This window comes from Pelagibaculum spongiae (assembly GCF_003097315.1).
Lineage (GTDB): Bacteria > Pseudomonadota > Gammaproteobacteria > Enterobacterales > Pelagibaculaceae > Pelagibaculum > Pelagibaculum spongiae.
Map to the genome: position 1 here is coordinate 31,982 of NZ_QDDL01000016.1, position 26,622 is coordinate 58,603.

32 protein-coding genes are annotated in these 26,622 nt (G+C 42.3%); 19 read left to right on the plus strand and 13 right to left on the minus strand.

Features of this window, described 5'->3' with window-relative positions; translation table 11 throughout:
* The first annotated feature begins 62 nt into the window (after window positions 1-62).
* The 5 genes from mtnC to DC094_RS21210 all read left to right on the plus strand — a co-directional run bounded on the left by mtnC (window position 63) and on the right by DC094_RS21210 (window position 3,487).
* Window positions 63-746: an acireductone synthase gene (mtnC, locus tag DC094_RS21190; protein ID WP_116689126.1), complete on the plus strand. Its 684-nt coding sequence runs from the start codon at window positions 63-65 to the stop codon at window positions 744-746.
* Window positions 747-975: 229 nt separating this feature from the next.
* Window positions 976-1,632, plus strand: coding sequence for a 7-cyano-7-deazaguanine synthase QueC (gene queC, locus DC094_RS21195; protein WP_116689127.1), 657 nt, complete (start codon window positions 976-978; stop codon window positions 1,630-1,632).
* 16 nt (window positions 1,633-1,648) lie between these two features.
* On the plus strand, window positions 1,649-2,323 hold the full coding sequence (gene queE, locus DC094_RS21200; RefSeq protein WP_116689128.1) for a 7-carboxy-7-deazaguanine synthase: 675 nt from the start codon (window positions 1,649-1,651) through the stop codon (window positions 2,321-2,323).
* 51 nt (window positions 2,324-2,374) lie between these two features.
* A complete protein-coding gene (queD, locus tag DC094_RS21205; RefSeq protein WP_116689129.1) occupies window positions 2,375-2,728 on the plus strand; it encodes a 6-carboxytetrahydropterin synthase QueD in 354 nt (117 codons plus the stop codon).
* 249 nt (window positions 2,729-2,977) lie between these two features.
* Window positions 2,978-3,487, plus strand: a complete 510-nt coding sequence (locus DC094_RS21210; RefSeq protein WP_116689130.1) for a hypothetical protein — start codon at window positions 2,978-2,980, stop codon at window positions 3,485-3,487.
* A 37-nt stretch (window positions 3,488-3,524) separates the two neighbouring features.
* On the opposite strand, the gene DC094_RS21215 is transcribed toward DC094_RS21210, so the two are convergent.
* The 3 genes from DC094_RS21215 to DC094_RS21225 all read right to left on the minus strand — a co-directional run bounded on the left by DC094_RS21215 (window position 3,525) and on the right by DC094_RS21225 (window position 5,609).
* Complete coding sequence (locus tag DC094_RS21215) at window positions 3,525-4,043, minus strand: Hcp family type VI secretion system effector (RefSeq protein WP_116689171.1); 519 nt, start codon at window positions 4,041-4,043, stop codon at window positions 3,525-3,527.
* Window positions 4,044-4,480: 437 nt separating this feature from the next.
* Window positions 4,481-4,813: a hypothetical protein gene (locus DC094_RS21220; protein ID WP_241504105.1), complete on the minus strand. Its 333-nt coding sequence runs from the start codon at window positions 4,811-4,813 to the stop codon at window positions 4,481-4,483.
* A gap of 274 nt (window positions 4,814-5,087) precedes the next feature.
* Entirely contained in the window at window positions 5,088-5,609 is a 522-nt protein-coding gene (locus tag DC094_RS21225; protein ID WP_116689131.1) for a hypothetical protein, read from the minus strand.
* A 158-nt stretch (window positions 5,610-5,767) separates the two neighbouring features.
* Between DC094_RS21225 and mrcB the strand changes: the two genes are divergently transcribed.
* The 3 genes from mrcB (at window position 5,768) to rluF (ending at window position 9,775) form a co-directional block, all read left to right on the plus strand.
* The gene (mrcB, locus tag DC094_RS21230; RefSeq protein ID WP_158527422.1) at window positions 5,768-7,996 is read left to right on the plus strand and encodes a penicillin-binding protein 1B; all 2,229 of its coding nucleotides are present in this window, start codon (window positions 5,768-5,770) and stop codon (window positions 7,994-7,996) included.
* A gap of 63 nt (window positions 7,997-8,059) precedes the next feature.
* The gene (locus DC094_RS21235) at window positions 8,060-8,545 is read left to right on the plus strand and encodes a tetratricopeptide repeat protein (RefSeq protein ID WP_116689133.1); all 486 of its coding nucleotides are present in this window, start codon (window positions 8,060-8,062) and stop codon (window positions 8,543-8,545) included.
* A gap of 174 nt (window positions 8,546-8,719) precedes the next feature.
* Window positions 8,720-9,775: a 23S rRNA pseudouridine(2604) synthase RluF gene (gene rluF / locus DC094_RS21240; protein WP_116689134.1), complete on the plus strand. Its 1,056-nt coding sequence runs from the start codon at window positions 8,720-8,722 to the stop codon at window positions 9,773-9,775.
* A 137-nt stretch (window positions 9,776-9,912) separates the two neighbouring features.
* On the opposite strand, the gene DC094_RS21245 is transcribed toward rluF, so the two are convergent.
* A complete protein-coding gene (locus DC094_RS21245; RefSeq protein WP_116689135.1) occupies window positions 9,913-10,368 on the minus strand; it encodes a hypothetical protein in 456 nt (151 codons plus the stop codon).
* 115 nt (window positions 10,369-10,483) lie between these two features.
* On the opposite strand from DC094_RS21245, the gene DC094_RS21250 reads away from it, so the two are divergent.
* Together DC094_RS21250 and DC094_RS21255 are read left to right on the plus strand one after the other, a co-directional pair.
* The gene (locus DC094_RS21250; protein ID WP_116689136.1) at window positions 10,484-10,714 is read left to right on the plus strand and encodes a DUF3293 domain-containing protein; all 231 of its coding nucleotides are present in this window, start codon (window positions 10,484-10,486) and stop codon (window positions 10,712-10,714) included.
* 308 nt (window positions 10,715-11,022) lie between these two features.
* Window positions 11,023-11,661 (plus strand): YopT-type cysteine protease domain-containing protein, encoded by a 639-nt coding sequence (locus tag DC094_RS21255; protein WP_116689137.1) that lies wholly within the window; start codon window positions 11,023-11,025, stop codon window positions 11,659-11,661.
* Between the two features lie 72 nt (window positions 11,662-11,733).
* On the opposite strand, the gene DC094_RS22655 is transcribed toward DC094_RS21255, so the two are convergent.
* Together DC094_RS22655 and DC094_RS21260 are read right to left on the minus strand one after the other, a co-directional pair.
* Complete coding sequence (locus DC094_RS22655; RefSeq protein ID WP_255420954.1) at window positions 11,734-11,958, minus strand: type 2 periplasmic-binding domain-containing protein; 225 nt, start codon at window positions 11,956-11,958, stop codon at window positions 11,734-11,736.
* Window positions 11,959-11,976: 18 nt separating this feature from the next.
* Window positions 11,977-12,573 (minus strand): LysR family transcriptional regulator, encoded by a 597-nt coding sequence (locus tag DC094_RS21260; RefSeq protein WP_255420953.1) that lies wholly within the window; start codon window positions 12,571-12,573, stop codon window positions 11,977-11,979.
* Window positions 12,574-12,692: 119 nt separating this feature from the next.
* Here DC094_RS21260 and DC094_RS21265 point away from each other — a divergent pair, with 119 nt between their 5' ends.
* Window positions 12,693-13,718 carry a zinc-binding alcohol dehydrogenase family protein gene (locus DC094_RS21265; RefSeq protein ID WP_116689138.1) on the plus strand — a complete coding sequence of 342 codons (1,026 nt, stop codon included), beginning with the start codon at window positions 12,693-12,695 and terminating at the stop codon, window positions 13,716-13,718.
* A 139-nt stretch (window positions 13,719-13,857) separates the two neighbouring features.
* A complete protein-coding gene (locus DC094_RS21270) occupies window positions 13,858-14,355 on the plus strand; it encodes a thioredoxin family protein (protein WP_241504107.1) in 498 nt (165 codons plus the stop codon).
* Between the two features lie 8 nt (window positions 14,356-14,363).
* Here the strand turns inward: DC094_RS21270 and DC094_RS21275 are convergent, their stop codons facing one another.
* The 3 genes from DC094_RS21275 to DC094_RS21285 form a co-directional block, all read right to left on the minus strand.
* Complete coding sequence (locus DC094_RS21275; protein ID WP_116689140.1) at window positions 14,364-15,059, minus strand: hypothetical protein; 696 nt, start codon at window positions 15,057-15,059, stop codon at window positions 14,364-14,366.
* 188 nt (window positions 15,060-15,247) lie between these two features.
* Window positions 15,248-16,252: a S66 family peptidase gene (locus DC094_RS21280; RefSeq protein ID WP_116689141.1), complete on the minus strand. Its 1,005-nt coding sequence runs from the start codon at window positions 16,250-16,252 to the stop codon at window positions 15,248-15,250.
* A gap of 110 nt (window positions 16,253-16,362) precedes the next feature.
* Window positions 16,363-16,875: a hypothetical protein gene (locus DC094_RS21285; protein WP_116689142.1), complete on the minus strand. Its 513-nt coding sequence runs from the start codon at window positions 16,873-16,875 to the stop codon at window positions 16,363-16,365.
* 345 nt (window positions 16,876-17,220) lie between these two features.
* Between DC094_RS21285 and DC094_RS21290 the strand changes: the two genes are divergently transcribed.
* Together DC094_RS21290 and DC094_RS21295 are read left to right on the plus strand one after the other, a co-directional pair.
* Entirely contained in the window at window positions 17,221-17,490 is a 270-nt protein-coding gene (locus DC094_RS21290) for a type II toxin-antitoxin system TacA family antitoxin (protein ID WP_116689143.1), read from the plus strand.
* Window positions 17,491-17,492: 2 nt separating this feature from the next.
* Entirely contained in the window at window positions 17,493-17,990 is a 498-nt protein-coding gene (locus tag DC094_RS21295) for a GNAT family N-acetyltransferase (protein ID WP_116689144.1), read from the plus strand.
* 58 nt (window positions 17,991-18,048) lie between these two features.
* Here the strand turns inward: DC094_RS21295 and tnpC are convergent, their stop codons facing one another.
* A complete protein-coding gene (tnpC, locus tag DC094_RS21300; protein ID WP_116689145.1) occupies window positions 18,049-19,491 on the minus strand; it encodes an IS66 family transposase in 1,443 nt (480 codons plus the stop codon).
* Between the two features lie 417 nt (window positions 19,492-19,908).
* On the opposite strand from tnpC, the gene DC094_RS21305 reads away from it, so the two are divergent.
* Both DC094_RS21305 and DC094_RS21310 read left to right on the plus strand, forming a co-directional pair.
* Window positions 19,909-21,054, plus strand: a complete 1,146-nt coding sequence (locus tag DC094_RS21305) for a transposase (protein WP_133245656.1) — start codon at window positions 19,909-19,911, stop codon at window positions 21,052-21,054.
* A 406-nt stretch (window positions 21,055-21,460) separates the two neighbouring features.
* Window positions 21,461-21,781 (plus strand): DUF3293 domain-containing protein, encoded by a 321-nt coding sequence (locus DC094_RS21310; RefSeq protein WP_116689147.1) that lies wholly within the window; start codon window positions 21,461-21,463, stop codon window positions 21,779-21,781.
* Here the strand turns inward: DC094_RS21310 and DC094_RS21315 are convergent.
* Entirely contained in the window at window positions 21,767-22,693 is a 927-nt protein-coding gene (locus DC094_RS21315) for a LysR family transcriptional regulator (RefSeq protein ID WP_116689148.1), read from the minus strand. The two genes, DC094_RS21310 and DC094_RS21315, sit on opposite strands and share 15 nt — an antisense overlap.
* Before the next feature lie 130 nt (window positions 22,694-22,823).
* Here DC094_RS21315 and DC094_RS21320 point away from each other — a divergent pair, with 130 nt between their 5' ends.
* The 3 genes from DC094_RS21320 to DC094_RS21330 all read left to right on the plus strand — a co-directional run bounded on the left by DC094_RS21320 (window position 22,824) and on the right by DC094_RS21330 (window position 24,806).
* Window positions 22,824-23,852 carry a zinc-binding alcohol dehydrogenase family protein gene (locus DC094_RS21320; RefSeq protein WP_116689149.1) on the plus strand — a complete coding sequence of 343 codons (1,029 nt, stop codon included), beginning with the start codon at window positions 22,824-22,826 and terminating at the stop codon, window positions 23,850-23,852.
* A 37-nt stretch (window positions 23,853-23,889) separates the two neighbouring features.
* Window positions 23,890-24,180 (plus strand): putative quinol monooxygenase, encoded by a 291-nt coding sequence (locus tag DC094_RS21325; RefSeq protein ID WP_116689150.1) that lies wholly within the window; start codon window positions 23,890-23,892, stop codon window positions 24,178-24,180.
* 80 nt (window positions 24,181-24,260) lie between these two features.
* Entirely contained in the window at window positions 24,261-24,806 is a 546-nt protein-coding gene (locus tag DC094_RS21330; protein WP_116689151.1) for a thioredoxin family protein, read from the plus strand.
* A 6-nt stretch (window positions 24,807-24,812) separates the two neighbouring features.
* Here the strand turns inward: DC094_RS21330 and modC are convergent, their stop codons facing one another.
* Entirely contained in the window at window positions 24,813-25,913 is a 1,101-nt protein-coding gene (gene modC / locus DC094_RS21335; protein ID WP_116689152.1) for a molybdenum ABC transporter ATP-binding protein, read from the minus strand.
* A gap of 22 nt (window positions 25,914-25,935) precedes the next feature.
* Window positions 25,936-26,622, minus strand: coding sequence for a molybdate ABC transporter permease subunit (modB, locus tag DC094_RS21340; protein ID WP_116689153.1), 687 nt, complete (start codon window positions 26,620-26,622; stop codon window positions 25,936-25,938).

Genomic DNA, 26,622 nt, shown 5'->3' on the forward strand with positions numbered 1-26,622 from the left:
CCGAAATTTTTCTATGCTGGCACAGTTCTGACAGGGTAGTTAGATACTGTTTTGGGGGATTTATGACTCGAGCTTTACTGGTTGACCTAGAAGGTACGATTTGTCCGGTCGACTTTGTGTACAAGACTCTTAAGGATTATTCGATCCAGCAGATGTCAGCTTATCTGACAGATCGTGCTGCGAAGAATGCTCTTCCGCACGCTTTGAAAGCTTTAGCAGATGCTGCTGACATCGAGCCAGGTAATTTAGCTGCATTGGCAGATCAACTGGTACATTGGATTCAACAGGATGAAAAATCAGCACAGCTTAAAATGTTGCAGTGCCAAGTTTGGGCTGAAGGCTTTATCAAAGGCGACTTAAGCTTTCCGGTATTTGAAGATTCTGCCAGCCATTTGCGCCAGTGGAAGCTGGTGGGTGTGCGCAGCTATTTATTATCAACTGCACCGGTAATGGCACAAAAGCTAATGCTGGAACACAGTCGTTATGGTGATCTGCAAGACGTAGTGTCAGGCCATTTTGATACGCACATTGGTTGTAAAGTTGAAACTAATACTTACCAACAAGTTGCTAATAAACTAAAGCTCAAGCCGTCAGAAATTTTGTTTATTTCAGACAGTGCTGAAGAGTTAGATGCAGCAGCAGAAACCGGCATGCAAACCTGTCATTTGGTACGAGATGGTCAGGAAGCCGATTCAGGGCATAAAATCGTTAACGATTTTTACGAAATAACCCCGGAATATCTCTAATTTTAATGATGTTAGCTACTGGACAATTTCAAATCAGTAGGTAGCCAAACCCTTTCCTCTGGTCACCGAATGCTTGCAGTGGCCGACAGATTCTTTAAAGTATTATTTATCTACCAGCGGTTAGCTTTATAGCTAATCCGCTGGTTTTGTGTGTCTGGTAATCTTGGTTAACGATTTTAGTTAAACAAGAGCAGCCAGCAGAGAAACGAGCAAGAGAAATTAGACCAGTATGAAAAAAGCAGTTGTTATTTATTCAGGCGGCATGGATTCATTTACCTTGCTGCATCGAGTGATCAAACAGGGCTATCAGCCGTTTGCGTTGTCATTCAACTATGGCCAACGTCATAGCAAAGAACTCGTGGTTGCCGCTGAAGTATGCCAAGCACTTGGCGTTGAGCATAAGGTGGTGGATATCACTGCAATCAATCAGTTGTTGCAGGGTTCTTCGTTGACTTCGAGCGATATCGATGTTGCTGAAGGTCACTATGAAGAAGACAATATGAAGTCGACCGTGGTGCCTAACCGCAATATGATTTTATTATCGCTAGCGACCGGATATGCAATTTCCCTTAAAGCCGATGAAGTGTTTTATGGTGCCCATGGGGGTGACCATGCAATTTATCCAGATTGTCGCCCTGAATTTGTAAAAGCAGTCAGTGATGTGACAAGAATTTGTGATTATCACCCGGTAGAAATCCGAGCACCTTATCTAGATGTCAGCAAGGGACAAATTCTAGCTGAAGGTTTAGAGATGGGGTTGGATTATGGCCAAAGCTGGACTTGCTACAATGGCCGCGAAAAGGCTTGTGGCAAATGCGGCTCTTGCGTTGAACGTTTAGAAGCGTTTTCTCAGAACCAGAAAATCGACCCATTAACTTACGAATAATTTCGGAAGTATTGCCATGAGCTACAGCGTTAAAGAAGTTTTTTATACCTTGCAGGGTGAAGGCGCCATGACCGGCCGAGCTTCGGTGTTTTGTCGTTTTTCTGGCTGTAATTTATGGTCTGGGTTAGAAAAACATCGAGCAGAGTCACCTTGTCATTTTTGCGATACTGATTTTCGGGGAACTGACGGCCCCGGTGGTGGAAAATTTACAGCGGCAAAAACGCTAGCCAATCACATTGCAAGTTTCTGGCCGGAAAATGCCGCTAATACCGGTAATTCGCAAAAGCCTTATGTGGTGATCACTGGTGGTGAACCATTGCTGCAGCTAGACCAAGCTTTGGTTGATGCATTGCATCAAGTCGGTTTTGAAATTGGCATTGAAACCAACGGCACCCAGCCGGCACCTTCGGGCATTGACTGGTTGTGTTTAAGCCCTAAAACCAAAGACATAGTGCTGGAATATTGCGATGAACTGAAACTGGTTTATCCGTTGCAGAATATCAAACCAGAAGATTTTGCTAACTTCCCTGCCAAAATTTATTACTTAACTCCTATGGCCGATCCAAAAGCGGCTGACAATAATTCAACGCTTTATCAGGATCAAATCACCCGTCAAACTATCGATTATTGCCATAGTCACCCGCAATGGCGATTAAATTTACAATCGCATAAGCTGGTCAATATCCCTTAACTTATTATTGCGCTTCTGACTGTTTTTCGGAAAAGCGACAGGTCAAATTGAATGGAAATTTATAAAGATTTTACTTTCGAAGCTGCTCACAAATTACCGCATGTACCCGATGGTCATCAGTGCGGACGTTTGCACGGACACTCATTTCAAGTGCGGATTGTTGTAGAAGGCGAGCCAGACCCCAAAACTGGCTGGATTATCGATTTTGCTGAAATTAAAGCCACCTTTAAGCCGATCTGGAGTCAATTAGATCATTACTACCTCAATGATATCCCTGGGCTAGAAAATCCAACCTCAGAAGTCTTGTGTAAGTGGATTTGGCAGCAGCTTAAACCACAAATGCCACTACTGAGCAGAATTGAAATTAAAGAAACTTGTACCAGTGGTTGTATTTATCGTGGTTAATGCTTTGAAGGTCGGTACTTGCTGACTTTCTTTCCTATGTGATTCACATTTTTAATATGAATCACATCACTGTAATAGCCTGGATTTCAATTAATCTTGTTAGAGGTAAGTGTTACAGGGAAAAGAAATGGACTTCTTTAAGGGTAACAGTAAAGGCGGCAAGGGCTCTCCAAAGGCTGCTGCAAAAGTTAAGGCTGGGGTTATCTACCAAGTGGAGATGATTGGGAGTGCCTGAGATGCGCCAATGCAATGCCTTTAATTAATGACAAAGTAAAAGATGTTATATTTTTAGGTGCAACGCCTTCGCAAGATAAGTTTTTTCGAGAAGCTTGTGCTCATGCAGTATGCAAGCAGTGTTGGAATCGAAGATTTTCTATTGCAACGAACAGAAATCATAATCCTTATGATTATTTTGGGACACCTAGTCCGATAATGCACCCATCAAAAAAGAGTGAGCAGGTTGCCGTATTAGAAACGCTCTCAGATGTAAATGTAAACTGCATGTTTCATCAAAATCCAGTGAATTTCATTTTATATTTTTATGGTTTTTCTTCTATTGATGCCTTGGAAAGAATAGCGTTAAAAACATTTGTTGAAAAAGGTTATGAGATTGCCAGCTACAGAATTGAAAATAGAAAAATTCAGGATGAATTTGGTCACATAAGAAATTCGGTAATTAAAAAGAAATCCATTGAAGTGTTTTGTAAGCGTGCAAAGTCTGAAGAACTAAATGAACATTTGGCTGCTTTAAATTTTTAAAAAAGGGCTTTCTATTTCTTCGGAAAGCCCCTTTTGTTTAAGCTTCTACCGGCGTACGCCAGTCATCAGCACCAGATGTGCCTGCTACTGTATGTTCCCAGTCAATTTTTCGATATGCCACCGAAACTTGAATAAGTTGGGTGAATTCTTTTTTATTACTATCTTGGCAGTGCGGCATTTTGCAATCAACATCGACAATAGTTGCATCAGTTAATGTAGTAGTAAAAAAGTGCTCTTGTTTACCTTCAACTGAAGTACGATACCACCGTAGCTGAATTTTTGGCAGCATTTCTCCAGACGCCAAAGCGTTGTACATCAATGGAACAGCTTTGTTTAATGCAACGGTAAATTTAAAAGGTTTATGAACTCTTTGGCCTGCAGGTTGCCCTGATTGTGGGTCAGTCGGTACCGTGACCACATGATCAAACTCTTGCACCAGCATTTCATCTTCATGGCCTTCAACGTAAATATTACCGACCGAGTCTGAAGTGAACGCACCGGCAGTAATGTTGCCCTGGGTTTTGCCTTCAATGGCGATATAACAAGGTGTTGGCATGGGAAATTCCTTTTCGGTTTTTATGATTTGGCAATTATCGAAAAGCATAGATCGTGCCACTATAGGTAACTTGTTGTTATTGTTTGAATAGTGGTCTATTTGAGTTTTGTGGCAGAAGGTCAAAGTCAGATTTGGCTCATTATTTCAGGTAATAACTGACCTAAAGGCAATTTGTAGTAAAGCAGAGGGGATTAATTTTTTCGAAAAAAGAAATAAGCCTCGATTGAGATTTATCAAGCGATAGAAGGCTAAAGAACAAGAAAAATAAAGAAGTAAAAAATAGGAACAACTTTAAACGCTTTAGTTCGCAGGGCTATGTATTTAAAAAATAATTAAATACATAAAGCCTGCGAGCCTTAGCTATGCGATAGCAGATGTACACCCAAACTACTCCAAAGTGTGCTGAATCCTGCACCTTGGAGTGGTTGGGTATAAAATTAAGCGTATTCGCTTGGGTCGACAGCTACAGCCAGAGAGCGCTTTTCAATTCGCAAATCTTTAGTCGTTTCCTGATAACGGAAAACCAGAGTTTGACCTTCGTTGATACCCAGATCTGGTGTATTGGCAAAATAGGTGAACTCTTTATCGTCAACCGTCAATTTGTGGATCCAGTACTCAGGCATACCTAACCATTCAGTATGCGGGCCATCACTAACATGTTTTTGGAGCACTCCGCGTGCCATTAATTTCTGTTGTTTTTTGAAATTGCGGCGCAAATGACGAGCCATCTGTTTTTCTTCTCCGGTTTTACACAACCAACAACCTGCCATCACGAAGGCTATCCGTGCCAGCAGTTATTGCTAAATGGGATCTAAAACGAGTCCTGTTCGAGCATTGCCAAAGGATGAACGCACTTTTTCCATCCATATGATTTTGACAAACTTCTCATTTGCAGGGTTTTTCTTGTCCCGGTCAGGACGAGCAGCATTATACCTGTCTTGACAAACTTTCGTATTCGAACCAGATCAATATTCATCTAAATCGTGTTAACGGCTGATTCTGATAACTTAATTGCGACAATGCACGTACTAATAGTCAGGCAAGTCAGGCGATTTCAGCCATATCGATCATGTTGTCAGCGACCGGAACGACAATCGCCGTCAGATGACGGTTCGGATGTAGGCTAGAAACATACAAATGTGCTGGCCGTGGCTGACTGGGTTGTCGCTGATTGGGCAGCAGGCAATCGAGCGGTATTTTGCTGTTATGACTAGTGCATTCAATTAATTTCGCCAGTTGATCTTTTGCCAATAACTGCTCAAGCGGTAAATTACCTTGCCAGTGTTTGCGTGCTGCAGGATTAACCGAGCGAAAAGCATTTCGCTCTAATATCTGTTCAGCAATATGCGGATGTTTTTTGATCTGGCAGATTAGCGCTTGGCTCCCACCAGAGAGAAATTTTTCTATCTGCAATTGGTCCAGATCAAGCCTCAGCACTGGCAAAGGCAGCTGATCCAATCTGACAGCAGCTTTTCTAAAACGTTTCGCTTGTCGTTGATAGCGGTAAAGCAACAAAATCATTACCAAGTTAACCAGTAATAAAAATGTCCAGTGAATCGGGGGCATCGGCGTCCGTTCCTTTGCCAATCACAGAGCCAATTATCATGCGATGAATAAACGTGGCTTTGCAAGGGCTTAAAATTGAACGATTTGTTAAAAAACAGTTGTGATGGTGCGCTGGACTGAATAGCCTGTTGCTTTCTGCTACAAACTGTATCCAACCTTTGTTACGTCTTTTTGCCAAACTACTCTTAATTGCTGCGGTATTAGTTACTGTGCTACTGGTTTACTTCGATGCGCAGATTCGTCAGCGCTTTGAAGGACGACGTTGGTCGCTACCGTCGCATGTCTACGCCAAGCCGGTTTCACTCTATCAAGGTGCTGGGTTATCGCGTGCTCAGTTAGTCAGTCATTTAAAGCAACTAGGTTATCGACCTTGTCCCGGTGACTATCCTCGAGTTGGCCAATACTGCGGTAAATCCACCAGCCTGCAGATTAAAACCCGTGGCTTTAATGGCTGGAATGGCAAGCAAACGGCTGAACTGGTGCGAATGAATTTTGCCAGCCAGACAATTCGTCGATTCAAAACTGATTCTGGAAGCGCGCTGGTTCAGCTAGAACCGCTAATGATTGGTGGAATCTATCCGGCGCATCGGGAAGATCGGCAATTGGTGCAACTCAAGCAGGTGCCCACTTTATTGGTCGAAGCACTGTTGGCGACTGAAGATCGGGATTTCTACGAGCACTTTGGTATCTCATTAAAAGGCATTGCCCGTGCGCTGTGGGTCAATATTAGCTCAGGTAAAACTCGCCAGGGCGGTAGTACGCTGACCCAACAATTAGTGAAAAACCTGTTTCTGACCAATCAACGAACGTTAAGCCGAAAAGCCCAAGAAGCCATGATGGCACTCTTGCTGGAGTGGCATTATTCCAAAGCTGAAATTCTAGAAAGTTATCTGAATGAAGTTTATTTAGGGCAGCAGGGGCAAAACAGTATTAATGGTTTTGGCTTGGCGGCACGATTTTATTTTGGCCAGCCACTAGAGCAATTAGATATCGACCAGCTAGCGTTGCTCGCTGGAATGGTTAAAGGGCCTTCTTGGTACAATCCACGCCGCCATCCTGATAGGGCGCTTGAGCGACGTAATTTAGTGCTTAAGTTACTGGCTGAACAAGGAAAGCTGACTCAGGGGCAATTAAATCGTTATCAAGCCCAGCCGTTAGGTCTTGCTTCAAAGCCACAACCAAAAAAACATTGGGGCTATTTGCAGTTGGTCAAGCAACAGCTGGCAGAAGATTATCGAGAGCAAGATTTAAAGCAACAAGGTTTGCAGATATTTACCGCAATGAACCCTATGATTCAGCAGCAAGCTGAAAAGGCATTGAATAACGGTTTAACGCGGCTGGAACGACAAAAGAAAATCACTAAAGCTAGCTTGCAGGGTGCAGTGCTGGTGAGTGATAGCCAGAGTGCTGAAGTGCTGGCGTTGGTGCCAGGCAGAGACAGTTTTCAAAAGGGTTTTAATCGTGCTTTGTTAGCACGCAGGCCAGTAGGCTCTTTATTAAAACCGGCAATTTATCTAGCGGCTCTTGAGCAAGGTATGCCGCTCTATCAATTAATTGATGACCAGCCAGTTTCACTAAAAATGACCAATGGTGAAACTTGGCAGCCTGCCAACTACGACAAAAAAATACATGGCAAGGTAATGCTAGAAAATTCCTTGGCGGACTCGCTCAATTTAGCCAGCGTTCGGCTTGGGTTAGATTTAGGTATGCCAATGGTTGCCGATAGTTTGCAGCGATTGGGGCTGCAATTGCCTGAGAGAATTTACCCTTCTTTATTGCTAGGTGGTGTTAGCTACACGCCATGGCAAATGCAGCAAATGTATCAAACCATCGCTGGTGGTGGCTTTTATAGCCCGTTGCGGAGTGTGTTAGCAGTTACTGACCATCGAGGCGCTTCACTCAATCGTTATCCACTGGAAACCGGACAACGATTTGATGAAAAATCGGTTTATCAATTGAATCATGCGTTGCAACAGGTAGTGAAAACGGGAACTGCACGCGGCTTGAGTTGGCGTTATAAAAAATACCAAATTGCCGGAAAAACCGGAACCACCGATGATTTAAGAGATAGTTGGTTTGCCGGTTACAGCGGTAATTTGTTAGCGCTGGTGTGGTTGGGGCGAGATGATAATAAACCTGCCGGACTTACCGGAAGTTCGGGTGCATTAAAGATCTGGCAAGGGTTGATGGATCCGTTAGTGATGACTCACAATGATCAACCATTACCTGATGGATTGCAGATGATTCCCGTCGATGCGAAAGGTCGTTTGGCTAAAGGATGTAAAAATGTTCAGCAGCTACCGACCCCGGTTGGGCAAATGCCGCAGCAATCAGTAAACTGCCGCCGAGGAATTCTGGATCGGCTAGGTGATTTGTTGGGTGGTTAAGACTTCAACCTAGCCCGTTATTTATGAGCTCTTATACAGATTTTATTTTATCGGAAGCCATTCATGCAGCAGTTTAAGTTTGTTAAAAAGTTAGTGTTCACTATCGCCCTATCATTTTTAGCGGGTTGTGGTGGCGTCGATTATAGAATTATTGGTACCGACAGTAGTTCTGGCGACAACAGAGGGAGCCGTTCTGGTGAGATTATTTATCCTGACACGTCTCCAACTCCCCGGCCTACTCCTGCTCCCGACGCTTCATCACCGCAATCTTCAGAAGATCGGCCAGTGAGTAACCAACCGGCGATTCAGCAGTTATTAACTCAAGCAAGATCAGCCAAGGCTGCCGGTAATTTTCAGTCGGCAGCAGTGACACTTGAGCAAGCACTCACTATTGATAATCGTAACGCTGAATTATGGTTGGAGTTAGCGTGGGTGCGGCAAGCAATGGGGCAACCTAGCCAAGCAATTAACCTAGCTAAGCGAGCAAGGCAATATGGCCAAGGCTTGATAAAACGACAGGCACAGCAGTTGATCGACCGCCTTTCCTAGCTTGATTGCGACAAGCCTGATTCAATAGAAGACAGCTCATCTGCATTAGGTCACTTGCGATAAGCAAAATATTTCTGGCATGGCTGAAAAATGTTAGGCTGCGGCTGTTTTTAACCTGCTGGCTCGGCCTGGAGATAACTTGCTTCAGCTGGCCAACTTCAGCCCGGATGTTGCATGCCTAGTTCAGCCTTTTCCAAACCATCGATTCGTCTTAATAAGTACATCAGTGAAAGTGGCATTTGTTCACGCCGCGAAGCGGATCGTTTTGTCGAGCAGGGCAATGTATATATTAACGGCACGCGTGCTCAGGTGGGCGATCAGGTCACGCCCGGTGACTTGGTTAAGGTTAATGGCCAGCAAATTGAACCGTGGGATCAAGAACAGCTGGTATTTATTGCACTAAATAAGCCGGTTGGCATTGTCAGTACTACCGAAGCGGCTGAGCGAGACAATGTGGTTGATTTTGTTGGCCACACAAAACGTATTTTCCCGATTGGCCGATTGGATAAAGACTCTCAGGGATTGATATTCCTGACCAACAACGGTGATCTGGTTAATAAGATTTTGCGCGCCGGTAATAGTCACGACAAAGAATATATTGTGACGGTCAATAAGCCGATTACCGATGATTTTATTAAAGGCATGGCCGGTGGTGTTCCAATTCTTGGCACCATGACTAAAAAATGTAAAGTTGAGCGGGTTTCTAATAGCAGTTTTAAAATTGTTTTAGTTCAAGGGTTAAATCGACAAATTCGTCGCATGTGTGATCATTTTAATTTTCAAGTGACCAAGCTTGAAAGAACTAAAATCATGAACATCAGCCTGAAGGGAATTTCGGTTGGCGACTGGCGTGATTTAACTGAAAAAGAGTTACAAGAAATTTCTAAATCGATTGAGCACTCTTCTTCTGAAGCAGCGCCAGGTACCCGTACTCAAACTAAAAAAGCATCACCCAATAAAAAAAGTAGCAATCGCCATTCGGGTTCTGGATCGCCGGTAGGCCAACGCTCAAAAGAACAAGGCGATCGCTCAGAGCGAGCAGGTCAGCGTAATGGTCGACCATCTGAGCAAGCGCGTGGTAAGCCAGGTTCCAAACCTGCAGGTGGTCGTTCATCGGGTAAACCGGCGTCACGAGGCGGGCGCAATGCAGCTGCGACTGCTGGCAAGCCGACATCACGCCCGGCAAAAAATAAGTCACGTAAACCGAATAAGCCAAGAAATAGCAGATAAAAAAATTATTAATAAAAAAGGCAGTGAAGATACTTCACTGCCTTTTTTTATTGTCTATTCAATCTATTGAATGTGTTTCCAATAAAATACTAGCATTATAAATTTCAAATATTTATTTGATTAGTTTTTAGCTAGCTTTAGCTGGCAATAGCAGAGGATTGAGGGCGGTTGTTGCTAGCACGCTTAAGTGCGCATTTACATAAACCGCCACACAATGCCGGGCAGCTGGAGCAAGGTTTGTTTTTGAAAGGTTTGCTGGCAAAGCTCTCAGATGCTTCAACCAGCTTCAACTTAGTTTGGGCAGGGGCTTTAACAACTGGGGTAGTGTCAGGTTGAGGTTGACCCAATCCTAATGCAGAAAGTTGTAGCGCCAATGCTTGCTGGTGTTTGCTGCTGGCTTTGGGGGCCAGTAATTGAATGAGCATTTCAGCGGCTTGTTGCTGCTTCTCTTTACTGTCGGCCAGCTGACTAATCATTGGCAATAGCTCCGATAACGCCAACTCGTGGGACAACAGCTTCTTACCCAACTTGCCCTTTGGCTTGTCGGGGTGTTTGCTGCAATCTTTCAACAGTTTTTTGGAAAGAGAAGACATAACTGACTCGTCGTTATCAACTAATGCAAATGATAACGATTATCAAATGAGAGTCAATGCCATTGGTCACCTTTGAGTGCATAAAATCAAAGCGCTGAAGGCGAGGTGTCAATTAATGCTTCGCCTAATGGCGCTTATAACTCCAGCTGAATTCTGCATCTTAATAAGTGGCTTGGTCATAAAACTTGGCTCGATTGCGCTAAGTGATGTTGAAAACCGCATAGCAAATAAGCAGTTGTTGAATCAGATAAAAGCACTTGGGTTGATTGTGATGGCTGGAGATGGGCTGCCGTATGATAGTCATTGGAATATCGAACATGGCTTTTCTATCTGTAATGTTTCCTAGGTACAAGCAGCTGAATTGGCGAAATAATTTAAGCAAAACGTTATTACAGTTTCAGGTGTTGCTAATCTTCTTGAGTTGCTTTGGTTGAATTGATATTTCAATTGGAAAGTCTGAGTATTAAACAATATTTTCAATATATTTTAATGACAATCAGTTGTATTTTTATTAAAAATAAACCACTTAATGATCATAATATGCCTTTTGATGCATTTTCCTTATACTAACTATAAAAATGGTAGTGGTTCAAAAATTAAAGCAGAAATTATTGGTATGATTCTGGAAATACCATAATTTAGTAGTAGCTGTATATGGTCACTAAAGCAGATAAGTTCCGTGAAATAAGCGCACGACATAACGGATACAGTGTCGCGTTTTCGCAAAGAAAAAACTATGGTTACTTTAGAGGGGGGGGAGGGTTAACCCGGGTAGCAGAAAAATTGTTTAATAATGATGCTAAAGAGGGTTATTGTTTTGGCTTATCATTATATTTTTTAGAGTGTAGCAATGATATAGATCAGTTTACTAATTTATATGTTTCTAATGTTGGCCGCGGAAAAATTAGAGGATACCAAAAATCGCAGGCAGTCACTAGAACATCTAATATAACGCACCATACTCTTGCTGCAATGTTGTTACAGCCAAATTATTCCCAGGTGTATGAGAAAAAAGTGTCAACAGCTGAAGAGTTGTTGAGTGCATTAAAAACACCCGATGCAAGTTCGTATTTAATTTCTCTTGCTTCCAAAGGGAGTAGTCATGCGATTACTTGCTCAGCCATGCCCGATGGAAACTGTGTTTATTTTGATCCCAATTATGGAATGATCTCTTTACGAGATAGAAACGAACTAGTTCAAATGGTTTCAGAAATGATAGGTGAACTAAATATTCAAAAATCCTACAAGCATTTTATTGTCAGTGCTTATAGTCCTAAAAATACCGGGCATTAATGTTGGTAATGCATACCACGCCGATACATAATCTAGTTTTTGTGATCGGCGTGGCTATTTGCAGTTAAAAAATTAACTTACTGTGTGCAACATCCCCTTCTCAACTAACTTCTGCAAAATTTTTTTACACTTATTTTTCAGCATATCCCTGAGTAACCTAACCGCCGGTGTGATCGACTGCCGGCTAGGGCAAATAATCCACAGCTCAGTTAGTCTTGGCTGAAATTCTGGCATGATATTCACCACACGCCCTTCTAGTAAATCTGCCGCAATATCGAGGCAGGATTTTACTGCAATGCCTTTGCCTGCAACGCATCAGCGCCGCACTAAATCACCATCGTTAGAAGCACGGTTTCCGTTCATTTTAATTTTATATTCGATGCCGTCTTTAGTGAACTTCCAGACATTATTAATAATGTCGTGCAACTGATAAAAAAGCCCATTATGCGAAGCTAAATCATGTGGATGCTTTGGTGAGCCGTAGCGTAAGGCGATATCGACTGAATCACGGTAAAAATCGATATTACTATCGCTAACATGAGTGCGCAGACTGAGCGAAGGGTAATCATCCATAAACTGATCCATCCATGGAATAATCAAATTCCTACCTAAATCAGATGACAGCGCAACCCGTAATTCACCATCAACCACATCCAAGTCTTCCTTCACATTCTGCTGCGCCTGTTCGAGCATTTGCAGTGCTTGCTGGCAATTAGGTAAATAGCGCTCGCCGACATGGGAAAGCCTCAAATGACGTGTGGTACGAACAAATAGCTCGACACCTAGCGACTGCTCAACCCGTTTAACGGCTGCGCTGGCAGTAGTAATATGCATATCCAAGTTGGCTGCAGCGGCAGTGATACTGCGGAATTCGGCGACTTTGAGTATCACTTGCAGGTCTTCTAACAACATATTGCCAAATAATTTTTGATAATGTTTCTTCTATTGTGCTGTTTCTGGTTAGGTAATCAGGATCTACTATTGGAGTCATTGATCTGAAGTATCGTTGAAGACCCAATAGGATAAATATTATGAAAGCAGTTGGCTATCTTAAATCTCTACCGATTACTGATGTTGAATCTTTGCTTGATATCGAGCTAGAGCAACCAGTTGCCACCGGCCACGATTTACTGGTTAAAGTGAAAGCGATTGCGGTCAATCCGGTAGATTGTAAAATTCGTAAAAGAGTCGCCGGTGAAAATGGCCAATATAAAGTCATCGGTTGGGATGCGGTGGGTGAAGTGGTTGCGACTGGCGAGCAGGTATCAAAATTCAAACCGGGCGATGCGGTGTATTACGCCGGTGATTTAAACCGTCAGGGCAGTAATGCTGAATACCAATTGGTCGACCAGCGAATTGTTGGCAGAAAGCCGACGAGTTTATCTGATGCTGAAGCGGCTGCATTACCGTTAACAGCAATTACCGCCTGGGAATTGTTGTTTGAGCATTTAAATATTCAAAAGCAGTCACCGACTGAAAATAAAAAATCCAATGAAATTATTTTAGTGATAGGGGCCGCTGGCGGCGTGGGTTCTATTTTAATTCAACTCGCTAAAGCCATTTCTGGTGCAACGATTATTGGAACCGCCTCGCGTGAAAGTTCACAGCAATGGGTAAAGCAGTTAGGTGCCGATCATGTGATTGATCATAGCCAGCCGCTGCAGTCACAAATTGAAGCTTTAAATATTGGCTTAATCACGCATATCGCCAGCCTTAATGGTACCGGCAGCTATTTTGATGGTTACCCAGATTTACTGGTGCCGTTTGGAAAAATCGCCATGATTGACGATCCAGGCCCACTAGATGTAATGAAACTGAAACTGAAAAGCCTTTCATTACATATTGAGTTTATGTTTGCTCGTTCCATGTTTAATGCAGTCGATATTGATGAGCAAGGTAAATTATTAAGCGAGTTAGCTGAATTGGTTGATCAGGGATACGTTAAAACCACTGTTGGAAAAAACCTTGGAAAAATCAATGCTGAGAATCTGAAAATGGCGCATCAGCAGCTTGAATCTGGCCAATCAATCGGAAAGATTGTTTTGGAAGGGTTTTAAAGCAGGCTTCATTTTATCTATCTGTGCTGGTCGGCAACAACGGTCAGTACGACTTTTACCGAATATTTTACAAAATAAGTTTTTATGCTGTTAGATACCCACAAATTGTGACTTTGGCTGGAAAGCACCGGACTTTACTTTGCAAAATGCTGATGGTGAAGCATTTACTATGAGTGATCATCTCGGTGAAAAAGGTCTGCTAGTGATGTTTGTTTGTAATCACTGTCCTTATTATGTTCAAGCGATTGCAAGTTCGCTCGCGACAGATAAAAAGTTGCTGATGAGTGAAGGTATTCAAGTGCTGGCAGTCATGTCTAACAACTATCAAATGTTTGAAGAAGATTCACCTGAAAATATGAAACGCTTTGCACAAAAGTACCATTTTGACTTTCCCTACTTGGTTGATCAAAGCCAAAAAATTGGCCAGCAATATAATGCAGTTTGTACGCCAGACTTTTTTGGATTTAATGCACAGGGTGAGCTCCAATATCGCGGCCGCTTTGACAATAAAGGCATGGGTGAAGCAAGCAGCAGAGTACCTGAGCTAGTCAATGCAATGCAGATGATTGCAGCAACCGGTCGCGGACCAGAACAGCAAATACCTAGCATGGGTTGTTCGATTAAGTGGCGGGAATAAATATTGACTTAAACGCAATTAGAATCATTGTTTAGTGCTTTGTTTTTCAATGTGACTTTGATTTTCTTTGCAGCGTTTGCAGGCCAGTTTTGTGCTGTCAAAAAGAGTGCAAATAGAATGATAAATATGAATGATATAGAGAATGCAGCAGTTTTTACGAGGTTTTTGTCATCAGAAAACAAAAAAGAAAGCAATAGTAGTGCCGCCGATATAAACAATAAAATTCCAGAGAAACAATTGTACCAGTAGCTGAGCTTGTCTATTTTCGTAAATTCTTTGATTTGTATGTCATCGCTGCTCGATGTTTCAAAATATGGCGTAGCTCTTTTTATTGTAATCCAATTTATTTCGATAGATGTAGAGTTATAGAGATTAATAAGTTTTTTTCTTTCAAGCTTCTCTGCATAAATTCCTGTGGCGGATTCGAAGTAATATGCATCGCGTAGGTCTTTGATCACTGGCAGAGAATCGTTACACGCACATTCTGCATTGCTAATGTAATTTTCGATATCTTTCAGTCGATTCTTCTTTTTCCGTTCTACTAAATCAAATAGGTGAGAGGAGTCCTTTTTTAGTAGGCTCCAAAATAAAAAACCAACCAATACTACCCAGGCTGAAGGATTTTCCAGGATGCCTTGAAAAGCTTCTAGAAATTTAGGGATACTGTTCAAGGCTTCTGTCGCTGTACTAAGGTCTTTGTCCATGGGGGGAAGGGGGCTCATGGTTAGTTGATTGACGCTAAGGCATCATTTTACCACAGGCGCTACTAATATCTAGCAACGCCAGAAGTCATATCGTATAAGACTTCTGTTTTTAATTATCCACATAACGCCATGATTTTGATCTCTGAATAAACTTAAATGCCTAGAGTTAAAACCAATTGACTGGCTGATTAGTTTGCTGACACCCACCGTTCTTGAAGGCTAAATGACAGGTTATCAAAATCAATTTCGGCTTGAATACCTAGCGGGGTGACTAGCATTGGGTGCGTATGGCAGCTGTCGAAGCCACAGAGTATGGGCACAACTTTACTATTTAATACTTCTAGTAAAACATCTAGTGGCGTTCGCCCAGTTCCTTTATCGTCGAACAATTCATGCTTGCCCAACACAACTGCTCCAACTTTATCGAATACACCACAAGCTAATAGATGAGCGAATGAACGCTCGACAGTTTCAATACCTTTCAGAGAATCTTCAATAAGTAAGATATCACCAGATTGAATTTCTGGCATATATTGGCTGCCCCAAATTCCTGCCATAGTATTTAAATTACCACCGATTATACGCCCTTTAATTGTCCCTTTACCTAGGAATTTCCATTCATTTTGGTAGGTTGGTTTTGCTGAATCTTGAGCTTCCCAGTTATGTTTAATGTCTGTCCATACCTGGGGCATACAATATGAATGGTGATTAGATTCGCAGGATAGGATTTCCATGAAAGCATTAAAAGTTTCATCAACCAAAGGCGGAAATTCGCCAAATGAAGCAACTAAAGCAGGACCATAAAAAGTGATGAGTCCTGTTTGGGCATAAATACCCAACAGCAAAGCCGTTACGTCTGAATAGCCGATGATTATTTTCGGGTCATTTCTCAGTGCTTCATAATCAATGTAAGGCAGTAATGCGTTACTGTTGCTACCACCGATTGTTGACATAATACAACGCACACTAGGATCTCTAATGAGTTGATTTAGCTCTTCTGCTCGCGCTTGGATTGAACCTGATCGATAGTTGTCTGACTTGCCTGTGAGCGAGCCTGATACTAATTCAAAGCCTTTAAATTCTAAGAAAGACTTTGCCCGTTGAAAGCGATTTGGAGCAAATACTGTTGCAGGTGAAGATGGTGAGAAAAAGCCAATTTTGTCACCAATATTCAAAGCTTTTGGATATAACATTTAATTCTATTCTCTATAGCTTTATTAAGTAAAATTATAATTGGTAGAGTTTATTATTCAACGCTCGAATAGATGTCGGCTGCGCGACACCTATCCTTATTTATTATGTTTTAAAGTTGTGAGGATTCGCTTTCCTGTTTGTTACGCCGTTCATTTGATGACTGTTTTTTAAATGAACGCATGAGATCATCTCTAATATAATTCATAGACATATCAAAGCTCATATGAGGGGCATCAAGAGTGATTTCAGTTCCTTCATTTCTGTATTTAACTGATTTGTTTCCGACAAATGGAATCTTGCTGCTTATTTGTTTGTATTTTTTTCCTAATGCTTTATTAACGTATCCGAACTTTGATTTAGGAAGTGTTGTCAACACTGCAATTAGCTTATGGTTTATATCAAATATAGTTGTGACTTCCTTTAATCCGTCAAACTTTATCTCGCTTGTAGGTATGGAATACATATTGCCACCACTGTATTTGTTTGTTCCCGTATGTCTAACATCGTACAATTCTCTTAAATCTTTTTCTGTTGTCTTACCTAAATCCATACCAAATATTGTTGGATCAGCAATTGCAGAAAAGCTCAACAGTGATAAACCTAAAATCATCCCTATTTTCATTTTTACACTCCTTTGTGTGGTTTTGAAACATAACGTTCAAATCATGCGCAGCAGAGTGCGGTCGCATGGTTTTTTTGTGTACGCCCGGCATAGACATGAACTAATGGGGTGAAAGTTCCCTGCAGGAAAACCTACGTCAATGGTTTTGGATCACCTGTTTGTGCGTCATACGTGGCATATCAAACTGAATAAAACCATTTAACGATAACTGTTAGCTAATGGCAAGAGCTTATCTGTGAGGATTGATCTAGAGGAATTCGCGTGCCAAAGTGTCACAAAAATTGCCAGCATCTGGCAGCCATACTATACTCATCGCGTGCCAGTTTGACACTTATGGAGGCAACTATGGCAACTGCTTTACCTCGTATCACTGCCCGCGTAGACATTGATACTCAAGAACTACTATCGCAGGCAGCAGCTATCGCTGGCATGTCTAGTATTAACTCATTTGTTCTTAGTGCTGCTGTTGAAAAAGCAAAACAGATTATGGAGCGTGAACGAACACTTAAGCTCAGCCAACGTGATGCCATGATGCTCATGGATGCACTTGATGGGCCAGCTAAAGTTAACCAACGTTTGCAACAGGCAGCTGATCGTTACAAGGACAAAAACTAATAATGCAGACGGTACAGTTAGACAAAAGCAAACACGACCGTCATCATTTTGATTGTGGTATTGATGCTCTAAATAATTATCTCAGAATAATGGCTAGTCAGCAGGCCAAGAAAGATAATACGCGTACTTTTGTTCTTGAAGATGCTAAATGTACGGAGCATATTATTGGTTACTATACGCTGACTATGACACCAATTGATTTAACATCGTTACCAATAAAATTACAAAAGAAACATCAGAATGTCAGCTCTGGCGGCTTAATCGCACGACTTGCTGTTGACCAACGATATAAAGGTAATGGCTATGGTGAATGGTTGCTTATTGATGCATTAAAAAAATTGTTGATGGCCTGTGAGGCTGTAGCCTTTCCTATTGTTATCGTTGATGCTAAAGATGGTGTTGAATGCTTTTATAAAAAATATGGTTTTACTGCATTTCAAGATACTGAAAACAAATTGTTTATAACTATTTCAGATCTGCGGGCTAGCATTGGTAGCTGATTTTTTTGCCAACGACATTTAAGATCTTTCTATATTTTGGTCGTAACCATTCAGCATGTCACACCAACCGATCCAATTTCTCCTGAATAAAGTCCGGCCATTTACCCGCAAATAATAACGACAAAGCCTCCCCAACACCGACCCCATGTTTTTGGCAGGTCGATATATAGCTCCGGATTCTGCAATACGCTTTCACGCCATCCCATGAGCGGAAGCAGCCTGATATCTTCTGCTGAACCTTGCTCATACGGAAGTCCCGTTCACCCTGATTATTGGTAAACGGTGCTCGGGTATTACTCATAAACCGCAGCACGTCTGCTTCAAAATCCCGCAGCCGTTCTAATAAATTTCTCGATTTACTTCGTGCTAATTTCCCTCGTTTTAATTGACCTTTTTTATCCGCTTTTTTTGGCTCAGGTGCCGGGCATTCCCGATCACCTGCTTTTAATATTTTTCGATATCGCTTCACCCATTTTTGACACTGCTTTTCATCCAACTCACCCCCCGCCTCATTGACTGCTGTATTCATTTCATAAAGCAGATCTTCCATTGCTTTGGCCCACTGCTGGCCATCTTGCTCATGGGCTCGCGCCAATTCACGTACATGATGGGCGTTACACAATACATGCAAGCACAGCACAAATCGGTAGTAGCTTTTCCAGTGATCGTGTACCAATAAACCGGTAAATTTAGGCAAGATGTCGATCGCTTCCATTGCCTCGATACCTCTTGATTCATGCGCTTCAATCCACGTCCAGCGGTCATTGCTCGCGACATGTAGCCACTTTCGTTTACCATTGATATTGACGCCGGTTTCATCGGCATGAATCAAATCTCCAGCACGCAAAATAGCCGGTACTAACTGAGCAAATGGCTTCAGTCGATGAAAAGCTTCCTGATTAAAATTGGCAAGGCTACCGGTGCTGATTGGCGCATCCAATATCTCAGCGAAGTGCTTTTGAGTCCGTTCATAAGGAATCAGCTGGTAGCTCGACATATAAACCGCGTTGGCTTTAAACTCATTGCCATATTGTATTGGCCGAGTGACCCCTTGCGGAAACTCAGCAACAAACTGGTTACCCTGCTCGTCTTGTAGAATCTGCGCCCGATATTCGGTGACATATCGGGTAATACGAACATCAACTACTTGGCGGCTTTCACTGCCAACAACACGGTATTTTCCTTTCGGCAATTGGCTACGATCAATCGTAATATCCAGCACTTCATCTGGGTCATTCACCGGTGATAAATTACTGCCTTTATGGCCAGGCTGCCCGCCTGGGTTTTTATTGCTTTTGGCGCGCGATTTCTTTTCTCGATTAGGATCTGCCGATGGCGGAATGCTGGAGTTTTTGCTGTTTAGCCCTTTGCTATCAAGCAATATCTTACCGACGAGCATCAGCATACGAACCATCGCCACCAGTTCGGGCGGTAAGCTTTTGCTTTTGGCTAACAATCGCTCGGTTTCAGCGATGGTTTTATTAATTTCGATTGAGTCCATGCGGTTATTATCGCACAGGTTTTCAGGGTGGTTTTTTTGTCTCTGAGGCTTACTGTGGCGACTTTTTAGAAGCGGAATGCTGATGCGCTATTCTGAGCAAAAAACATTGATAATCAGGTGTGTTAATAGCAGTTTAATGCGGCGTTTAAGTGGTATTCTGAAAGAGGTGCTTAAATTCGGGAAAATATCAAAAAAACCTGTCAAGCGATTTTTATATTAAATTGTGCTGAATGGTTACTTTTGGTCGAATATTTTAATGGACTAAAATTCATCAAAATAAAGCGCCAAAAAATAAAGCTCAAAGAAATAAAGCGCCACCCACAAATTTATTTATAATCACGCTGCTACTTAAAAACATTTGATTTCAAAAACAAATCTATTCCAGTTAACATCAACCAACCACTGAAATGAGTTGGAGTGGATGCTTGTAAAAAGCTTTCCTTTTCTATTATGCCAGCACCCCGTGCGATCTTGTTTGACCCAAAGTCGAATCCATATGTGCATGCCTGTTCAAGATGCGTTAGGCGAGGGTGGTTGTGTGGTGAAGATCCGACAATTGTGCCTGAGCTTCGAAAAAATTATGATCATCGTCGCCAATGGATTGTCGACCGAATTGATCGGTTAACTCGGGCATTTTCGATTGATGTGGCGGCTTATGCCGTGATGAGCAATCATTATCATTTGGTGCTTTATGTCGATGTTGCACGAGCCAATAAATGGAGTGCGCGCCAGATATTATTGCAATATACCAAAGTGTTCGATGCCGAGCCGTTGGTTAAAAAATACCTCAGCTCACAAAAGCGTCTTTTACTCAGCGAAGCTGAAATTCATTATGTTGAAGCCAGAGCTGAAGAATATCGCAAGCGGTTGTATTCGATTAGTTGGTTTATGAAATCGATTAATGAACCACTGGCTCGGTTGGCCAATGCCGAAGATAATTGCAAAGGGCGTTTTTGGGAAGGCCGCTTTAAAGCTCAGGCGCTGCTCGATGAGCAAGCGTTGCTGACTTGCATGGCTTATGTTGACCTCAATCCTTTGCGAGCGGGCATAGCTAAAACACCAGAAACATCGGATTACACGTCCATTCAAGCAAGAGTCGAAACTGAGTTGGCAGAAGTGGATTCTAAATCAGGCCGTACAAAAAATAATAAAAAAGCGGCTAAAAATCAGCGCCATGGTTATCAGTTTGCTCTGTTGAAACCTTTTTCAGATAGCACTAATTCAAAGAATAAAGCCCATAAGTCACATGTAAATAAAAAACCTTTACCATTTTCATTGAATGATTATCTGGAGCTGGTTGATGCTAGTGCCCGAATGGTACGCAGTGATAAAAAATATCAAATGGATAGCCAGCTGCCACCTATTTTTGACAGACTAAAAATTGATACCACCGCAGTCTGGTGGGCTAAAACCATGAGCGGTCAAAGCAAAGCGCTTTCGAATGTTCGAGCATTTGCCCATGCGGTTGGTAGTTATTTAAGCCTCAGTGCGTTCAAGGCAAGAGTGAAGCAACAAACACAAGTTTGGCGAGCAAGCCAACCGCCACCGAAAAACTCCAGCTAATACTGCTAATAAAACCTGTATGTTTAACTTGCCGGGCATGTCCGGTGTTTCTGCTGCTTAGGCTTTTTAATAACAGCTTAAAAAGAAAAGGTTTAATCAGAATTATCTGTAAATTGTGGTGGTTTTTTTATATAAATAGAATGCCTCTAATTATAAATAGAATTATGGGTGGCGCTGTCATTCTGCTGTCATTCTGGCGTTGTTATTGGTAGTCATTGCGATCTGTAAATTGTGGTGGTTTTTGATATAAATAGAATGTCTCTAATTATAAGTAGAATTATGTGTGGCGCTGTTATTGGTACGCCTACAAACTTTAACGGTTGCAAGAGATTAAATCACTTGCAATCGAAAAAGAAATAGAAGTTTTTTTACCGACGATAAGTAAAATTATGGTTGGTAGGGTTTATTGGTAGGGTTTATTGTTTGTCAAAAGCAATCGATTAATTGCTGGGCGATTATTACAGCTTACAATCCAAAATCTGAGTTGCAGGCAGATGCTGAGAATCAGAGGGCTAACCAGCAGTTGCTGCAAGTGATCACTGATGGTGGCTTTTCAACCTTGCCGGGCGATGGGGTTCCTGCCAGTGAAAGCTGGAGCACAGAGTTGGGTTACTTTATTTGTAATATTTCTCAATCACGAGCAACTGAACTGGCTAAACAATTTAAACAGAATGCAATTATTATTTCGGGAGAGAAAAATCTGGCGAAATTATTATGGATTATTTAACAAGCCACTTTCCACCAGGTCGTTAATAACTTCTTCGCATTTATATTTCATCATATCTCTCAGCATTCTGACCGCGGGTGTAATGGATTGTCTGCTGGGGCAAATGATCCATAGCTCGGTCACTCTTGGTTGAAACTCTGGCATTACGTTGACCAGGCGCCCTTCTAATAAATCTGCGGCGACATCAAGGCAGGATTTAACAGCAATTCCTTTGCCAGCTACACACCAGCGACGTACCAGGTCTCCATCGTTAGAAGCCCGGTTTCCTGTCATTTTAATCTTGTATTCCTTGTCATCTTTATTGAATTTCCAGACATTATTAATAATATCGTGTAGCTGATAAAACAAACCATTATGCGAGACCAAATCATGGGGATGTTTTGGCGTGCCATGTTGTTGCAAATATTGCTGTGTGGCGCAGAGAATGCCGGGGACATCGCAAATTTTAAAACCATAAAGATTGGCATCAGTTGGGGAGCCATACCTTAGCGCGATATCGACTGAGTCTCGATAAAAATCAATATTACTATCGCTGATATGTGCCCGAAGGCTAAGTGAAGGGTAGTTCTCCATAAACTCATCCAGCCATGGAATGACAAGGTTCCTTCCCAGGTCAGAAGACAAAGCGATTCGAAGCTCTCCATCCACTATATCCAGATCATCTTTCACATTTTGCTGGGCTTGCTCCAGCATCTGCAGAGCTTGTTCGCAGTTGGGTAGGTAGCGTTCACCGGCACTCGATAACCTCAAATGCCGAGTGGTGCGAATAAACAAATCGACCCCAAGGGATTGTTCTACGCGTTTAACCGCCGCACTGGCAGTTGCAGTACGCATATCCAAACTGGCTGCTGCTGCGGTAATGCTGCGAAACTCAGCAACTTTCAGTATGACCTGCAGATCTTGTAACAGCATATTGTCAAAAATTATTTGATAAAGTTTCTCTAATTATGCTGTTTTTAAGCAAGTAATCAAACGCTATTCTGAGTGCCAGTTATTAAATGCACTGCACCTTTCACTATCAATTAAATATCTGGAGCGTTTTATGAAAGCAGTAGGTTATTTGAAGTCATTGCCAATTTCTGAGTCGCAATCTCTGATCGATATTGAGCTGGAACAGCCGGTAGCTCAGGGGCGTGACTTGCTGGTGAAGGTGAAAGCGATTGCGGTCAATCCGGTAGATTACAAAATTCGCCAACGTTTCTCGCCAGAGAATAACCAGCATAAAGTGATTGGTTGGGATGCAGTAGGTGAAGTCGTTGCCGTGGGTGATGCTGTGTCGAAGTTTCAACCGGGTGATGCCGTTTATTATGCGGGTGACTTAAATCGGCAGGGCAGCAATGCACAATATCAGTTAGTCGATGAGCGTATTGTTGGAAATAAACCTAAAAGTATTTCTGCTGCAGAAGCCGCTGCTTTGCCTTTGACTGCAATTACCGCCTGGGAGCTGTTGTTTGAACATTTGAATCTTAAGCAGCAAGCAACGGGCGCTAAGGCTAAGTCTGAAGAAATCATTCTGGTCATAGGAGCTGCCGGTGGTGTCGGCTCAATTTTAATTCAATTGGCTAAAGCTATTACTGGCGCAACAATTATTGCAACAGCATCTCGCGAAAGTTCCCGTCAGTGGGTTGAAAAGCTTGGTGCAGATTATGTGGTTGACCATAGCCAGCCGTTACAGCCGCAAATTGAGGCTTTGAATATTGGCCTGGTTAGCCATATTGCCAGTCTTAATGGTACGGATCATTACTTTGATAGTTATCCTGATCTGCTAAAGCCATTTGGAAAAATTGCCATAATTGATGATCCGGAAAAACCGTTAGATGTAATGAAGTTAAAGCTGAAGAGTTTATCATTTCATATCGAATTTATGTTTGCTCGCTCCATGTTTAATGCAGATGACCTTGACCAGCAAGGGCAGTTGTTAAACCAGCTTTCAGAGCTAGTGGATTCAGGATTTGTAAAAACTACTATTGCAAAAAATTTTGGAAAAATCAGTGCAGAAAACCTGAAAATAGCGCATGGCGAGTTGGAATCAGGTCAGGCTATTGGAAAAATGGTTCTGGAAGGTTTTTAAAAATTAATTTGTTATAAAAATATTGTGGGGTTTTTAAATGGCTAGGTTAACTATTGTTGCTAATATTACTGCCAAATCAGATAAGGTTGAGCTGGTTAAAAAAGAACTGGAAAAATTGATTGATATTACCCGGCAAGAAGAAGGTTGTATCAATTACGATTTACACCAGGATAATCAAAACCCAGCTCACTTTATGTTTTATGAAAACTGGCAGTCTCGTGAGTTATGGCAAATTCATATGAGCAACCAGCATCTACAGGATTACCTGGTTGCTACCGATGGAGCAGTAGAAAACTTTACGATCAATGAAATGACAAATATTGGCTAGACTTGCTTGCAAGCCTCTCGCCTCCGGTGGATTTGGTAAAATGAATTTTTTATCAAACCTGCGCTAATCAGGAATAGATCATGCTTTTAGATACGCCATTGTGTGAATTCGGCTGGAAAGCCCCGGATTTTACCTTGCAAGATCCAGCCGGAAACTCATATACCTTAAGTGAACAATTAGGTGATAAGGGTTTGCTGGTTATGTTTATTTGTAATCATTGCCCTTATGTTCAGCAAATAGCAGCCCAGTTAGCAAAAGATACCAGCCTGTTAATGGATGAAGGTGTCAAGGTGCTAGCGGTAATGTCGAACGATTATCAAATGTTCGAAGAAGATTCACCGGTAAATATGAAACGCTTTGCCCGGAAATATGGTTTCGCTTTTCCCTATCTGGTGGATGAAAATCAGCAGGTAGGCCAGCAATATGATGCAGTGTGTACTCCGGATTTCTTTGGCTTTAATGCACAAGGTGCATTGCAATATCGAGGTCGCTTTGATAATCAGGGGATGTCGGGTTCTGATACTCGAGTGCCAGAGCTATTAAATGCCATGCGCCAGATTGCTGAAACCGGGCAAGGTCCGAAACAGCAGTCACCCAGCATGGGCTGTTCGATTAAATGGCGCTAAACAAGATTATCCGCACAGAGCCATGGCTTTTATCTGTGCAAATACTTGCATCCCCGGTGTGAGTGCCAGGCGGCTGCAGGAATAATCTGAGATCTTGGCGTTGATTAAAGCATCGCCTACCTGCAATTGAACCAGCCGTTGTCCGGGTAAACTCTGCTCTAACTGACCGTTAGAAATATCGGTAATGGTAGCCGGTAATATATTTAAAATACTGCTCAGCTGCGGGCAATCCAGATTAATACTAATATCCCTGGCCTGTACTCTTAACCTGACGTTTGAGCCTGCTGCTGCATCGATCATTGGAATGCGTAATCGTTGTTGACCGAATTCAAGTTCAGTTAAATGATGAGCCGGTTGATGAGAAATCACCTTACATTGCAATACGCTAAAAGCATCTTCCCGCTGGGCGATTAAAGTATCATTTCGGGCTAGCATTTCAGCCAGTGGGCCGACGGCGGTGACTTTACCTGATTCCATTAAAATTAACTGATCGGCTAATCGAGCGACTTCTTCCGGGCTGTGGCTGACATAGAAAACTGGTATGTCTAATTGCTGGTGCAGTTGCTCAAGAAAGGGCAGCAGTTCAGACTTACTTTTAAGATCCAATGCCGATAGCGGCTCGTCCATTAATAGTAATTCTGGTTGAGTCAATAATGCTCTGGCAATTGCGACTCGCTGACGTTCTCCGCCAGAGAGTGACGCTGGCAATCGATCAATTAAATGCTCAATACCGGTTAATTGAATAATTTTCGATAGTTCTAATTGTGGTTTGTTGCTTTTTTGTCGCTGCCGATTGTTAATTCTTTTTAATGGATATTTTAGGTTTTCAATTACTGACAAATGCGGGAATAGACTGGCTTCTTGAAATACATAGCCGATAGGGCGCTGCCAAGTTGGAAGGCTTGATTGTTCAGTTTGCCAATGGTTATCGCCGATCGAAAGCGTGCCGCTGGCGTTATCTTCCAGCCCAGCCAAAATTCTTAGTAAGGTAGTTTTCCCACAACCCGATGGGCCGAATATTGCGGTAATGCCTTTGGCAGGAACGCTGAATTTGGCACTGAGTTGAAAGTCGCCACGCTGTATTTTTAAATCGGCTTTAATCTGCATTATTTAGAAAAGGCCCTGAAAACTAATGTTTGGTATTCATTACTGAGAAACGACGATTTAAACCGTAAACCGAAAGCAACATTAATAGCGATAAAATTAATAATCCGCCAGATAATAAATGGGCTTGGGTGTATTCCAGTGATTCAACATGGTCATAAATGGCGATGGATAAAACTTGAGTTTCGCCAGGAATATTGCCGCCAATCATTAACACTACGCCAAATTCTCCCAAGGTGTGGGCAAAACCCAAAACCGCTGCGGTTAAATAACCGCTTCTGGCCATTGGGAAAATCACCGAGAAAAAACGGTCAATAGGAGATGCGCCTAATGTGGCAGCAACTTCTAATGGTCGATCGCCCAAATTAGTAAAAGCATTTTGTAATGGCTGAACCACAAATGGCATTGAATAAAACACCGAGCCAATTAACAAACCAGTAAAGCTAAATGCCAGGCTACCGGCACCAAAAAACTGACTTAATTGACCAAGCGGGCCGTTGGGGCCGAGTGCAATTAATAAATAAAAGCCCAGTACAGTAGGCGGCAACACTAGCGGCAACGCGATAATCGCTTCTAGTAAAGGCTTAAAACGCCAGCGGCTTTGGCTAAGCCACCATGCAAGCGGGGTGCACAGTATTAATAATGTCAGAGTAGTTAGCCCTGCCAGTTTTAATGTGATCCATAATGCGCTGAGATCATCCGGTGATAGCAT